Origin of the sequence: Streptomyces sp. NPDC005181 (assembly GCF_040608395.1) — a bacterium.
Taxonomy (GTDB): domain Bacteria; phylum Actinomycetota; class Actinomycetes; order Streptomycetales; family Streptomycetaceae; genus Streptomyces.
This window is the reverse complement of sequence record NZ_JBEXID010000039.1, coordinates 23,206-36,508: the sequence shown is the minus strand read 5'-3', so window position 1 is coordinate 36,508 and position 13,303 is coordinate 23,206. Positions and strand designations below refer to the sequence as shown.

Annotated in this window: 10 protein-coding genes; 3 read left to right on the top strand and 7 right to left on the bottom strand. The window is 71.9% G+C overall.

What is annotated here, in order from left to right; genetic code table 11:
- The first annotated feature begins 34 nt into the window (after positions 1-34).
- Complete coding sequence (locus tag ABZV38_RS23780) at positions 35-1,030, top strand: GDSL-type esterase/lipase family protein (RefSeq protein ID WP_356329982.1); 996 nt, start codon at positions 35-37, stop codon at positions 1,028-1,030.
- A gap of 97 nt (positions 1,031-1,127) precedes the next feature.
- On the opposite strand, the gene ABZV38_RS23775 is transcribed toward ABZV38_RS23780, so the two are convergent.
- Positions 1,128-2,594: a GuaB1 family IMP dehydrogenase-related protein gene (locus tag ABZV38_RS23775; protein WP_356329980.1), complete on the bottom strand. Its 1,467-nt coding sequence runs from the start codon at positions 2,592-2,594 to the stop codon at positions 1,128-1,130.
- Between the two features lie 306 nt (positions 2,595-2,900).
- Here ABZV38_RS23775 and ABZV38_RS23770 point away from each other — a divergent pair, with 306 nt between their 5' ends.
- Entirely contained in the window at positions 2,901-3,923 is a 1,023-nt protein-coding gene (locus tag ABZV38_RS23770) for a terpene cyclase (protein WP_356329978.1), read from the top strand.
- Between the two features lie 105 nt (positions 3,924-4,028).
- On the opposite strand, the gene ABZV38_RS23765 is transcribed toward ABZV38_RS23770, so the two are convergent.
- From ABZV38_RS23765 to fmt, 4 genes are all read right to left on the bottom strand, one after another.
- Positions 4,029-5,045 (bottom strand): sugar-binding domain-containing protein, encoded by a 1,017-nt coding sequence (locus ABZV38_RS23765; RefSeq protein WP_356330030.1) that lies wholly within the window; start codon positions 5,043-5,045, stop codon positions 4,029-4,031.
- Positions 5,046-5,220: 175 nt separating this feature from the next.
- Positions 5,221-5,904: a ribulose-phosphate 3-epimerase gene (gene rpe, locus ABZV38_RS23760; RefSeq protein WP_030918954.1), complete on the bottom strand. Its 684-nt coding sequence runs from the start codon at positions 5,902-5,904 to the stop codon at positions 5,221-5,223.
- A gap of 321 nt (positions 5,905-6,225) precedes the next feature.
- Positions 6,226-7,662 carry a transcription antitermination factor NusB gene (locus tag ABZV38_RS23755; RefSeq protein WP_356329976.1) on the bottom strand — a complete coding sequence of 479 codons (1,437 nt, stop codon included), beginning with the start codon at positions 7,660-7,662 and terminating at the stop codon, positions 6,226-6,228.
- A 144-nt stretch (positions 7,663-7,806) separates the two neighbouring features.
- Positions 7,807-8,739, bottom strand: a complete 933-nt coding sequence (gene fmt / locus ABZV38_RS23750; protein WP_356329974.1) for a methionyl-tRNA formyltransferase — start codon at positions 8,737-8,739, stop codon at positions 7,807-7,809.
- Between the two features lie 229 nt (positions 8,740-8,968).
- Between fmt and ABZV38_RS23745 the strand changes: the two genes are divergently transcribed.
- A complete protein-coding gene (locus tag ABZV38_RS23745) occupies positions 8,969-9,517 on the top strand; it encodes a hypothetical protein (RefSeq protein ID WP_326602502.1) in 549 nt (182 codons plus the stop codon).
- Positions 9,518-9,587: 70 nt separating this feature from the next.
- Here ABZV38_RS23745 and ABZV38_RS23740 read toward each other — a convergent pair whose 3' ends face one another.
- Together ABZV38_RS23740 and metK are read right to left on the bottom strand one after the other, a co-directional pair.
- A complete protein-coding gene (locus tag ABZV38_RS23740) occupies positions 9,588-11,732 on the bottom strand; it encodes a primosomal protein N' (RefSeq protein WP_356329971.1) in 2,145 nt (714 codons plus the stop codon).
- Between the two features lie 138 nt (positions 11,733-11,870).
- Complete coding sequence (gene metK / locus ABZV38_RS23735) at positions 11,871-13,079, bottom strand: methionine adenosyltransferase (protein WP_356329969.1); 1,209 nt, start codon at positions 13,077-13,079, stop codon at positions 11,871-11,873.
- Positions 13,080-13,303 lie beyond the last annotated feature (224 nt).

Genomic DNA, 13,303 nt, shown 5'->3' with positions numbered 1-13,303 from the left:
GGTGAAGTGCGCACCTCTACCGAACGGAGACCCGATGACCTGGCTCGACCCCGACCCCTTTCTGCGCGGTGTGGCCTGGCGGGACGGTGTGCGTATGGTGCGGGCCGACCCGGCCGATCTGGCGCGGCTGCCGTGGGACACCGGCGCGCGGGCGCTGCTGCCCATCGGCGTGCGGCTGGAGTTCCTGGCGCCGGGCGCGCGTGCGGTGGAGATCCGCTACCGCGCCGCGGTGCCGGACCCGGCGGACGCGCTGCACGATCTCGCCCACGTCTTCGCACTCTGGCAGGGCGACCGGTGCGTGGCGGAGATCTTCGCGGAGCCCGCCGAGGAGGCGGTCGCCGTGCTCGGACTCCCGCCCGGGGAAGGCCCGTTCACCGTCTATCCGCCGCAGGGCCAGTCCCCGCTGATCCTCGGGGTGCGGGCGGTGGGCGGCGCGCTGCTGCCCGCGCCGGCGCAGCCTCGGTGGGTGGTGCACGGCGACTCGATCACCGAGGGCTGGTGGTCCACGCGCCCCGCCCACGCCTGGCCCGCGGTGGCCGGCCGGGCGCTCGCGCTGGACCCGGTCAATCTGGGGTACGCGGGGTCGGCGCGCGGAGAGCTGTGCGTCGCCGAGCAGATCGCGGCGCTCCCGGCTGACGTACTGACGCTGGCGTTCGGTACGAACTGCTGGTCACGAGTGCCGTTCTCGGCGCCGCTGCTGTACGAGACGGTGCGTGCGTTCGTCACCCTGGTGCGCGCGGGCCACCCCGATACACCGGTGCTGCTCGTCTCACCGCTCCTGTGCCCGGACGCCGAGGACACCCCGAATGCCCTCGGGGCCACTCTGTGCGAGCTGCGGACGGCTCTGGAGGAGGCCGGTGCGAGCCTTGTCCGCGCGGGCGACTCCCGGCTGTCCGTGCTGCCGGGACGCGATGTTCTCGGGCCGGAGCATCTGGCGGACGGCCTGCACCCTCACGACGCCGGCCACGCCCGCCTGGCGGCGGCCGTCACGGAGGCGCTCGCTCCGTACGTGCCCGTGTCAGCCTGCTGAGCGACGCTCTCTCCCCCGAACGACGGAAGAAGTCCGGGCCGCGTCGGCGGCCCGGACTTCTTCCTCGTTGTTTCCCGGCGCTGCCGGGGACCTGTGACTAGCTCCAGCTGGCGTGCAGCGGCTTGCCCTCGGCGTAACCGGCAGCACTCTGCACACCGACGACCGCCTTCTCGGCGAACTCCTCCAGGGACGCCGCACCGGCGTACGTGCAGGAGGAGCGGACGCCCGCGATGATCGAGTCGATGAGGTCCTCGACGCCGGGGCGGGTCGGGTCCAGGAACATCCGCGAGGTGGAGATGCCCTCCTCGAAGAGCGCCTTACGGGCCCGGTCGTACGCCGACTCGTCCGACGTACGGTTCTTCACGGCGCGCGCGGACGCCATGCCGAAGGACTCCTTGTAGTAGCGGCCGTCGGCGGACTGCTGGAGGTCGCCGGGCGACTCGTACGTACCGGCGAACCAGGAGCCGATCATCACGTTGGACGCGCCCGCGGCGAGCGCCATGGCGACATCGCGCGGGTGGCGGACGCCGCCGTCCGCCCAGACGTGCTTGCCGTACTTCTTCGCCTCGGCGGCGCACTCGAGCACCGCGGAGAACTGGGGCCGGCCGACACCGGTCATCATCCGGGTGGTGCACATGGCACCGGGGCCGACACCGACCTTGATGATGTCCGCACCGGCCTCGATGAGGTCGCGCACGCCCTCGGCGGCAACGATGTTGCCGGCCACGATCGGCACCTGCGGGTCGAGCGCACGGACCGCACGGACCGCACTGATCATGGACTCCTGGTGGCCGTGCGCGGTGTCGACGACGAGGGTGTCGACGCCGGCGTCGAGGAGCTGCTTGGCCTTGCCCGCGACATCGCCGTTGATCCCGACGGCAGCGGCGATCCGCAGTTTGCCGTCGGCGTCGGTGGCCGGGGTGTAGAGGGTGGCGCGGAGCGCGGCCTTGCGGGTGAGGATGCCGACGAGCCGGCCGTCCGCGTCGACCGCGGGGGCGAGCTTGCGGTGGGCGCCGTCGAGCTTGTTGAACGCGTCGCGCGGATCGATGTCCGCGTCGAGCAGCACCAGGTCCTTGGACATGACCTCGGAGAGCTGGGTGAAGCGGTCGACACCGGTCAGGTCGTGGTCGGTGACGACACCGACGGGCCGCTGCTCCTCGTCGACGACGACGCCTGCGCCGTGCGCGCGCTTCGGCAGCAGGGACAGGGCGTCGGCGACGGTCTGGCCAGGGGTCAGCACGATCGGCGTGTCGAGCACGAGGTGGCGCGTCTTCACCCAGGAGATGACGTCGGTGACGACGTCGATCGGGATGTCCTGAGGGATGACGACCAGCCCGCCGCGGCGTGCGATCGTTTCAGCCATCCGGCGGCCCGCGATCGCCGTCATATTGGCGACGACGAGCGGGATGGTGGTGCCGCTGCCGTCCGGCGAGGAGAGGTCGACCCCCTGGCGGGAACCGACCGCTGAGCGGCCCGGAACCATGAAGACATCGTCGTACGTGAGGTCGTACGGGACCGAGGGGGACTCTGTGTAGCGACCGGTGCCGGGCTCAAGAAAACGCATAAGGCTCATTTTTTCATACGAAACCGCGCAGGTCGCTGCCCCGAAGACACAGCACATGACTCCCGCATTCGTACGTTCCTACAAGGACCGAGTGCGGGAGTTCCGGGCAAGTGGAACCTGCCTTACCCGCAGACACTACCCGAACAGCTTTCAACCATTCGTGATCACCTTCCCTGGACCTGGTGACAAGGGGTCAGGTAGCTTCAAACGCGCAGGTCCCGCGGGTCGCAACCAGGTCCCGAGGAACAGGCGGAACGGCCCCCAACTTCCGTCATACGTACGACCGGAGAGGATCCAGACCCGCCCGTGGAGAACGAACTGCCGGACATCTACTGCCCGTTCCCCCAGCAGACGAACCCGAACGTCGCGCACACCCGTGTGCACCTCGACAGCTGGACGCGCAGCACCGGTCTGGTACACCGGGATTCAGCCAGGGAGCGCTTCGAGCAAGCCGACTTCGGCGCGTTCGTCGGCATGGTGTATCCGACCGCGAACGCCGAGAATCTCGATCTCGTCGCCGACTGGTTCGTGTGGCTGTTTCTCGTCGACGACCAGCTCGACGACGGCCATCTCGGCCGCAGCCCGGACCGGGTGCGCGATGTGGTGGCGCTGATGCGCACCGTGGTCGAGGGCACCGGCACCGGCCCGCTGCCGGACGAGGAGCTCCCGGCCGCCGTGGTCGCCCTGACCGACCTGTGGGAACGCACGACGCCGAACGCTGCCGCGCACTGGCTGCGCCGGTTCGCCTGGCACCTGATGACGTACCTCACCACGGCCACCACCTGGGAGGCGGGGAACCGGGCGGACGGTGTCGTGCCGTCCGAGGAGACGTACATCGCCAAGCGCCGGCACACCGGCGCCATACATGTCTGCATGGACCTGATAGAGATCGTGGCCGGTATCGAGGCACCCGAGTCGATCCACAACGATCCCCGGTTCATCGTCGCGCTGGAAGCCTCGTGCAACGTCGTGTGCTGGGCCAATGACGTGTACTCGTACGAGAAGGAACAGGTCCTCGGCGAGATCCACAACCTCGTCCATCTGGTCCGGCACCACCGCGGATACAACAAGCAGGAGGCGCTCGAGCACGTCTGTGCGGAGATCGCCACGGAGACGGAGCGCTTCCTGGCGGCCGAGGCCGAGCTGGTGGCGGCGTACCCGCTGCTGTCCGGGATGCTCGTCCCGTACCTGAACGGGATGCGGAGCTGGATGCGCGGCAATCTGGACTGGTCACGGCAGACGCCGCGCTACAACCCGGCGGACGTCAGCCAGTACAAGGAGCCGCAGCAGTACTTGGAGGCCACGGTCCTGGGCGTACGGCAGGACTGACCCCGGAGCGCATCACCTCGGCCGCCGGCGGGGCGTGGAGCCCGCCCGGCGGCCGAGGCACAGCTTGTCGCCGGGCGGCCCGTTCAGGACGCCGCCCGGCCCCGCTCAGTCCCCGTCCGGGTCGGCCCGCTCCAGTGCGGGCCGCCGCGGCGCCGCGGACTCCGTCAGCAGATATTCGGCGGCCGACGTGTCCGTCACCAGGCTGGTGACCAGTCCGGACCGCAGGACCGCCCCGATCGCCGCCGCCTTGCGCTGGCCGCCCGCGATCGCCACCACTTCGGGGATCCGCCGCAGCCGCTCCGCCTCGACGGTGATGCACCGCTCGCCCAGGTCGCGGCCGACCCGGCGCCCTTCCGCGTCGAAGAGGTGCGCGGACATCTCGGCAGCGACACCGAGCGACGCGTAATGCTCCCGCTCCTCGTCGGTCAGCATGTCGTGGACGGTGGAGATACCCGGCTCCCAGGAGCCGATGGAGACCGCGGCGACCGTCACCTTGTCGAAGTACTCGAAGGCGCGGGCGATGCCGGTCTGGTGGCGCAGCGCGGCGGCCGTGGCCGGGTCGGGCAGCAGCATCGGCGCATAGATCGGGTGGGCCTCGCCACCGGACACCTGGGCGGCCCGCCGGACCGCCTCGACCGAACCGCGCTCCGCGGTCCCTGCGTCGTACACCCCGGTGAGCTGCACGACCGTGCACGGCGGAAGCCGGTCGAGGGCCGCCGCCATATGGATGGTGGACCGGCCCCAGGCCAGACCCAGCACATCGCCTTCGTTCACCAGTTCGCCGAGGAGATCGGCCGCGACCTCGCCCAGGTTCTCAGGGTCCGGGGCGTCGTCCTGCTCCTCCGCGGGAGACTCGACGACGACCGCGTGCCGCAGCCCGTAGCGGGCCCGCAGCGCGTCGGAACGCTCCGCGTCCAGCTCTGCGGGGACCCGGATCTCGATCCGTACGAGGTCACGCTCGAGCGCCGTCTCCAGGACCCGGGCCACCTTGAAGCGGCTGACGCCGAACTCCTCGGCGATCTGGATCTTCGACTTTCCCTCGAGGTAGAAGCGACGGGCCATGGCCGCCGCCTGCACCAGCTCCGCGGGCCCCATCCGCAGGGCGGACCGTCCCGCCGACATAGCAGACACCGCGATCTCCTCACTGCTGTTCACACGCTCGATACGCCGTTCATCCTGTCAGATCCGGCGGTCCTTGATCGGTCCCGTCGGACCGCGTTCATCTGCCCTTGGCCGGGCCGACCGGCAACCGGGGCCCGGGTGGACTGCGTCATCACTGCCGACGTCGCGGCCGGCTTCAGTGGTTGCACGCCCAGGCCGCCGAGGCGATCGTCCCGTCCGCCTTGGCACGCAGGGCGCGTACCGCCTCGGCCGGGTCCTGCGCCCCGTACACCGCGGAACCGGCGACGAAAACGTCCGCACCGGCCTCGGCGCACCGCTCGATGGTGGACTCGGAGACCCCGCCGTCGACCTGGAGCCACAGCTCCAGACCGTGCTTGGAGATCAGCTCACGGGTGCGGCGGATCTTCGGCAGCATGATGTCCAGGAAGGCCTGGCCGCCGAAGCCCGGCTCCACCGTCATGATCAGCAGCATGTCGAGCTCGGGGAGCAGGTCCTCGTACGGCTCGATGGGCGTCGCGGGCTTGAGCGCCATGGAGGCGCGGGCACCCTTGGCCCGGATCTCCCGCGCCAGCCGTACGGGCGCTGCCGCGGCCTCCGCATGGAAAGTGACCGAGCCGGCGCCCGCCTCGACGTACTGCGGCGCCCAGCGGTCCGGGTCGTCGATCATCAGGTGGCAGTCCAGCGGAGTGTCCGTGGCCCGGCTGAGCGATTCCACGATGGGCACGCCGAGCGTCAGGTTGGGCACAAAGTGGTTGTCCATGACATCGACATGGAGCCAGTCGGCGCCTTCGACGGCCTTCGCCTCCTCAGCGAGGCGGGCGAAGTCGGCGGACAGGATGCTCGGGTTGATCTGGGCCATGTGCCAAGCGTGCCATGTTCCACAGCACTTCCCCGCCCAGGTGCGGGCCAAAGCCTCACGGGATCATTACAGTTCGCGAAATCCAGGGGCTTCGGCCGCCCGATCCGGGAGATTCGGCCCGCGTCGGGCCGCTCGGCGGCGGTACGGGCCCTGCGGCGGCAGCCTGCTCCCGGCACTGCGCACCGCACGGGCGGGGGTTTCGTTACGCAATTGCGTTACGCCTGGGTCCGGTCACGGCCGCAGGCACTCAGGGTGCACATTCCGCCACCGGCCGTACCGGGCACAGCGCAGCGCACCGTCCCGGCCGGCGGCACCCGGGCCTTACGCGGTACGCCGCAGCAGGGCCAGATACATCGCGTCCGTGCCATGCAGATGCGGCCACAGCTGGACGTCGGGTCCGTCGCCCAGCGCGGGCACACCGGGCATCAGCGGGCGCGCATCCACCCATTCCGCCTCGACGACCGGCTGACCGCCGCGCCCCTTCAGCACGTCCTCGACGACCACGCGGGTCTCCGCGAGATGCGGCGAGCAGGTCGCGTAACCGACGATGCCGCCGACCCGCACGGCCTTCAATGCCTCCCGCAGCAGGCCTCGTTGCAGCGGCGCGAAGCTCTCCAGGTCCTCCGCGCGGCGGCGCCAGCGGGACTCCGGGCGGCGGCGCAGCGCGCCGAGGCCGGAGCACGGGACGTCCATCAGGACCCGGTCGAAACTGTCGGGCTGCCACGGCGGGCGGGTGCCGTCGGCAGTGATGACCTGGTAGGGGCCGGGGTTGCCGGCCAGCGCGCGCTCGACGAGCCGGGCCCGGTGCGGCTGCTTCTCGGCGGCGAGCAGGGCGGCGCCGCGTTCGGCGGCAAGGGCGGCGAGCAGCGCGGCCTTGCCGCCCGGCCCGGCGCAGCCGTCGAGCCACCGGGTGTCACTGCCGTCCACCGGCGCGCTGGCGAGGGCGGTGGCCACCAGCTGGCTTCCCTCGTCCTGGACCCCGGCACGGCCTTCCTGCACGGCGGACAGGGCACCGGGCTCGCCGCCCTCGGCCATCCTTACGGCATAGGGCGACCAGCGGCCGGGCAGGCCGTTCTCGTCGCCGAGGGCCGTGAGCAGCTCATCGGTGGTGGAACGGCCGGGGCGGGCGACGAGAGTGACCTCGGGCCGTTCGTTGTCGGCTTCGAGGAGATCCTCGATCCCGGCGCGGCCACTGCCCAGCGCGTCCCAGAGGGCGGAGACGATCCACCGCGGGTGCGAGTACACGACGGCGAGGTGGTCCTCGGCGTCCTGGTCGTACGGCGGAGCGACACGCGCCACCCAGCCGTCGAGGTCGTCCGCGGCGACCTTCCGCAGCACGGCGTTGACGAACTTCGCCCGCCCCTCACCGAGCACGACCCGGGCCAGCTCCACACTGGCGGAGACCGCGGCGTGGGTGGGGATACGGGTGCCGAGCAGCTGGTGCACGCCCATGTTCAGCACATCGAGGACCGGCGGGTCGACCTCGCGCAGCGGCCGGTCGATGCAGGCCGCGACGATCGCGTCGTACGTGCCCTGGCGCCGCAGCGTCCCGTAGACCAGCTCGGTCGCCAGCGCCGCGTCCCTGGTGTCGAAGTCACCCTTGGCACGCGCCTTCTTCAGCAGCGGGGGCAGGACGAGGTTGGCGTACGCATCGCGTTCGTCGACAGCCCTCAGCGCCTCGAAGGCGAGGAACCGGACCGGGTCCTTCTGGGGCCGGCGATGCGGCTTGGCGGGACGGCGACGCTGCTGGTCGTTCACGTGAAAGGTGCTCCGCTGATGGTGAGGGGACGAACCCTCCCAGCCTACGTCGCCCTCGGATCAGGCCCGTCCGGCGCTTGGGAAGAGGACAGCCACCGGACGGTCCTGTTCGCCGTCGCCGCCGGACAGGCCGCCCAACAGGTCTCAGACCCCGATCAGCTCCCCCGGAGCGATCCGCACCCCGCGCGCCCAGTCCGCGGCCCGCATCGGCTTCTTGCCCTGCGGCTGTACCCAGAGCAGCTCCACGGCGTGCGATCCGGTACCGACGTACACATTGTTCTTCGACGCGGACAGTTCGCCGGGCGCCAGGTCGGCACGGTCCAGGACGGGCACGGCCTGGATCAGCTTGAGGCGTTCCCCCCGGAAGAGCGTCCATGCCCCGGGGGCGGGGGTGCAGCCGCGCACCACCCGGTCGACCCGCAGTGCGGGCGCCGACCACTGCACCTGGGCGTCCTCGACGGTGATCTTCGGTGCGAGGGTGACGCCCTCCTCCGGCTGCGGCACGGCGTGCAGGGTGCCGTCCTCGATGCCGTCCATCGTCGCGGCGAGCAGCCCGGCGCCGGCGAAGGCGAGCCGGGTGAGCAGATCGCCGCTGGTGTCGGTGGGCCGTACCTCCTCGGTGAGGACGCCGTACACCGGTCCGGAGTCGAGCCCCTCCTCGATCAGGAAGGTCGAGGCACCGGTGACCTCGTCCCCGGCCATCACCGCGTGCTGCACGGGGGCCGCGCCGCGCCAGGCCGGAAGCAGCGAGAAGTGCAGATTGACCCAGCCGCGGGCGGGAATGCCGAGGGCGGTCTTGGGCAGCAGCGCCCCGTAGGCGACGACCGGGCAGCAGTCGGGGGCGATCTCCCGCAGCCGCGCGAGGAAGTCCTCGTCGCGCGGCCGGGCGGGCTTCAGCACCTCGATCCCGGCTTCCTCGGCGCGCTCCGCGACGGGGCTGGCGACCAGTCGACGGCCGCGTCCGGCGGGTGCGTCGGGACGGGTGACGACGGCGGCCACTTCGTGCCGGCCGGAGGAGATCAGGGCGTCCAGGGCGGGTACGGCTACCTCGGGGGTGCCTGCGAAGACGAGCTTCATGGGTGGCTGACTGCCTCTCAGGCCGAAACGTTACGGTGACGAGCAACGCACCAGTCTAGGCGGCAACCGCCCCGGGGGCGTGCGCACGACCGTGCGCCCCGCGCATATGCGCGTACGCCCCTGAAGCGTGACCACAGCCCCAGGTGACGCGTTGGTCAAGAGAGATTGACCGAAGCGGGCCGTCAGGTGCGGCCCGGCCCCTTTCAACGCCGGTTCGAGAGGCTTCTTCATGGCCGACCACGCAACCCACGACGCCCAAGCGCGGGCCAGCCTGCATCTGTTGGTGCGGGACATCGAGCGGGTCCGGCGGCAGGTGGACGCACTGCGCACGCTCACGGCCCAACTGGGCAACGTCTACCGTCCGCGCCGCTCCGGCCCGTCCACGGGCTTCGTCGTCTACGGCAGGGCCCCGGCCCCCACCGTCAGGCTGGCCCAGGAACTGCGGGACAGCGTCGAAACCCTGGTGACGGCGGCAGTGGACTTCGACCGCTCGCTGGGCTTCTCCTGGGACGCGGTGGGCTCCGCGCTCGGGGTCACCAAGCAGGCGGTCCACCGCCGCTACGGCGCCCGCCGGAACACCCCGCAGCCGGGGGCGGCGGAGGTGGCCGCGGAGACCGCCGGGACGCGTCCTCTGCCCGTGACGCCCGGGTCCGGCACGTCGTCGGTACTGCCTGCCGTACCCGCAGCCCGCTCGATGCCCCCACAGCCCTCTGCGGACCGCCCCTCCCTGCGTGAGGACCTGCGCCCCGGCGCCTTCCCCGGCCCGCGCAACGGCTGACGGAACCCCCTCTGCCCCACCGTGCCCGACGCACGGAGGGGCAGTCGTATGTGGCTTGCCGCCCGTCCGGTCAGCCGATGTCCGGGGGATCGATCCTGATCCGTACCGGATCGCCGTTCCCCCGGGCCATCCGCGCCGCCTGCGCCGTCTTCAGAGCGGCGGCGAGCGCGGCGCCGCTGCCGGGCGGCACCCGGAGCAGTACCCTCTCCCAGCTCTCCCCCATCGGCGCGTCCCACGGTCTGCGTGGTCTGCCGGGTTCGGCACGCGGTACCGGGACCGGGCCGAGCACCTCCGCGTCCGGCGGCAGTTCCGCGACAGCGAGGAAGGCGGCGAGAGCCTCCGGCCGGCCGGTCACCGAAGCCATCCGGGACACCGGCGGGAAGCCCAGCTCTGCACGTTCCGCCAGCTCGCGGCGGGCGTGGCCGACCGAGTCCCAGCGCACCAGCGCCTGGACGGGCCGCAGCGTCGGCTCGGCGACGATCACCACCGTGCCGCCCTCCTGCTGCCCCCGTACCAGCGAGGCCGCGGCCGTCCAGCGGCGCAGCGCCTCCTCCCCGGCACGCAGGTCGGGGCGGCCGACCATCGCCCAGCCGTCCAGCAGCAGCGCGGCCGCGTAGCCGCCCTCGGCTACGGGCTCGGCGCCGGGGGTGCTGACCACCAGCGCGGGCACATCCGGCACGGAGTCGAGAATGTGGTCGCGCCCGGACGTGCGCACCGGTACGGCGGGGAACGCCCGCCCGAGCTCCTCGGCGGTCCGGCGGGCGCCGACGATCTGCGCCCGCAGCCGGCTCGCGCCGCAGGCGACACAGTGCCAGGCGGTCTCGGCCCGACCGCACCAGGCGCAGTTGAGATCCTGCTGGTCCGGTGCCTCCAGCGGGCCCGCGCAGTGCCGGCACCGGGCGGGCTCACGGCAGCGCTCGCAGGCCAGCCGGGGCGCGTACCCCCGGCGCGGCACCTGCACCAGCACCGGTCCGCTGCGCAGCCCGTCACGTACGGTCTGCCAGGCGAGGCTGGGCAGCCGCGCCGCCCGGGCCGCCCCGTCCCGGGCCAGCTCGCCGTCGCCGACGGTACGGATCAGCGGCGCCGCGATCCGCAGCTGCTCCCGGTCCGCGCGCAGCGGGAGCGCCCAGCCGCTCTCCACCAGCTGGGCGGCCTCCACCGTGCAGTTCGTCCCGCCGAGCAGGAACGCGCACCGGCCGTGCGCGGCCCGCAGCTCCAGGACCTCCCGGACATGGGGGAACGGGGCATTGTCGTCGCTGTGGCTGGAGTCACCGTCGTCCCACACGGCGACCAGGCCCAGATCCGCGACCGGTGCGAACATCGCGGCCCGCGTCCCGACCACCGCCCGCACGGATCCGCGCCGCACGGCGAGCCATTCCCGGTACCGCTTCTCGGGCCCGGAGTCGGCGGTCAGCAGCGCATGACGGCCCGTCCCCAGCACCTCCGTGAGCGCGGCGTCCACCCGCCCGGCACTGCGCCCGTCCGGTACGACGACGAGCGCACCCCGCCCCGACGCGAGGGTCGCGGCGACCGCCCTGGCGATCTCCTGCGACCAGTGCGGGCCCGGCAGCGCGGTCCATACGGCCCGGGGCGCCCCGCCCTCGGCCAGCGCCCGCAGGAACGCGGGCCCCTGCTCGTACCGCTCCCAGCTCCCGGCCGGCGGCGCCGGGGGCGGCGGCAGCGGCTCCGGCGACGGCTTGGACTCGGCCCGTCCGTTCCTCGGCGGCACGGCGAGCTGCAGCACATCGGCGAGACTCCCCGCATACCGGTCGGCCACGGCACGCGACAGGGCGAGGAGCTCGGGTCCGAGCACCGGCTCGGGCGATACGACATAGGCGAGCGCGGCAAGCGTCCCCGGATAGTCCGACTCCGCTCGCCGCTCGATGAGGAACCCGTCGATCAGCCCGCCGCCCTCACGACGCCCGCCGCGGACATTGCGCCCCCCGGCCCCGAACCGCACCCGCACCCGCACACCGGGCTGCGCCTCGGCGTCGAGCTCTTCCGGCACGGCATAGTCGAAGTACTGGTCGAGGTGGAGGACGCCCTTGTTGACCAGCACCCGGGCGACGGGCAGCTCCTTGGCGAGCGCGGCCCCCCGCCAGGTGCGCGGCTTGGCCCGGGGCACCTTCGCCTTCCGTACCGTCTCCCGAATGAGCGCAAGCTGCTCCGGCGCCCCGCCCTCGGGGTCTGCGGACTGCTCGTTGTCGCTGCTCACAGCCAAATTCCTACCAGACACGACTGACAGCGGCCCCGGCCCGGGACCGTTCGCCCCGGCCGGCCGGAGCCGCACGCACCGGGGCCCGGACACCGCGTGCGGCGTCCGGGCCCCGGCGTACGGGCGAGAGCGGCAGGCTTACAGCCCGGCCGCCTTGCGCAGTGCTTCCACGCGGTCCGTGCGCTCCCAGGTGAAGTCGGGAAGCTCACGGCCGAAGTGGCCGTACGCCGCGGTCTGGGCGTAGATCGGACGCAGCAGGTCGAGGTCGCGGATGATCGCGGCCGGACGGAGGTCGAAGACCTCACCGATGGCGTGCTCGATCCTCTCGGTCTCGATCGCGGCGGTGCCGAACGTCTCGACGAACAGGCCGACCGGCTCGGCCTTGCCGATCGCGTACGCCACCTGCACCTCGCAGCGGGCCGCGAGGCCCGCCGCGACGACGTTCTTGGCGACCCAGCGCATCGCGTACGCCGCCGAGCGGTCCACCTTCGACGGGTCCTTGCCCGAGAAGGCGCCGCCGCCGTGGCGGGCCATGCCGCCGTACGTGTCGATGATGATCTTGCGGCCGGTCAGACCGGCGTCGCCCATCGGGCCGCCGATCTCGAAGCGGCCGGTGGGGTTCACCAGCAGCCGGTAGCCGTCGGTGTCCAGCTTGATGCCGTCCTCGATCAGCTGCGAGAGGACATGCTCGACGACGAATTCGCGGATGTCGGGGGCGAGCAGCGAGTCGAGGTCGATGTCACTGGCGTGCTGCGAGGAGACGACGACCGTGTCGAGGCGGACGGCCTTGTCGCCGTCGTACTCGATGGTCACCTGCGTCTTGCCGTCGGGGCGCAGGTAGGGGATGGTCCCGTTCTTGCGGACCTCGGACAGCCGGCGCGAGAGACGGTGCGCCACGTAGATCGGGAGCGGCATGAGCTCCGGGGTCTCGTCGCAGGCGTAGCCGAACATCAGGCCCTGGTCGCCGGCGCCCTGCTTGTCGAGCTCGTCCTCGTCGCCCTCGACACGCTTCTCGTACGCCGTGTCGACGCCCTGCGCAATGTCGGGCGACTGTGCACCGATGGACACCGAGACGCCACAGGAGGCGCCGTCGAAGCCCTTCTTGGAGGAGTCGTAGCCGATCTCCAGGATCTTGTTGCGCACCAGCGTCGGGATGTCGGCGTAGGCCTTGGTCGTGACCTCACCCGCGACATGCACCAGACCGGTGGTGATCAAGGTCTCGACGGCGACGCGCGAAGTCGGGTCCTCGCGCAGGAGGGCGTCGAGAATGGTGTCGCTGATCTGGTCAGCGATCTTGTCGGGGTGACCCTCGGTGACAGATTCCGAGGTGAAGAGACGGCGGGACACATCGCTCCCTGGGGTTGCAGCGGCTGCTGGCTGATCATTGGCGGACGGCCGGGAGCTGCGCCCGGCACGGTCCGGGGCCCAGTTTATCGGTCGCTATCGGTTGTCGGACAACGTGTCTCGCCCTTTGGAAGTTCTGTGACCTGCGGCACTGCTTGCTGCGGTACGACAATCACTCCCCGAAGATGCCCTGTACGCCCATTTTTAGGGGGGTTTCCGGCTCCCCG

Excerpts from the sequence above, each read along its gene's own strand:
- ABZV38_RS23745 (WP_326602502.1), top strand. The coding sequence starts at position 8,969 with ATGGCCGACCACGCAACCCACGACGCCCAAGCGCGGGCCAGCCTGCAT.
- rpe (WP_030918954.1), bottom strand. The coding sequence starts at position 5,904 with ATGGCCCAGATCAACCCGAGCATCCTGTCCGCCGACTTCGCCCGCCTC.
- ABZV38_RS23775 (WP_356329980.1), bottom strand. The coding sequence starts at position 2,594 with ATGCGTTTTCTTGAGCCCGGCACCGGTCGCTACACAGAGTCCCCCTCG.
- ABZV38_RS23765 (WP_356330030.1), bottom strand. The coding sequence starts at position 5,045 with ATGTCGGCGGGACGGTCCGCCCTGCGGATGGGGCCCGCGGAGCTGGTG.
- fmt (WP_356329974.1), bottom strand. The coding sequence starts at position 8,739 with ATGAAGCTCGTCTTCGCAGGCACCCCCGAGGTAGCCGTACCCGCCCTG.
- ABZV38_RS23780 (WP_356329982.1), top strand. The coding sequence starts at position 35 with ATGACCTGGCTCGACCCCGACCCCTTTCTGCGCGGTGTGGCCTGGCGG.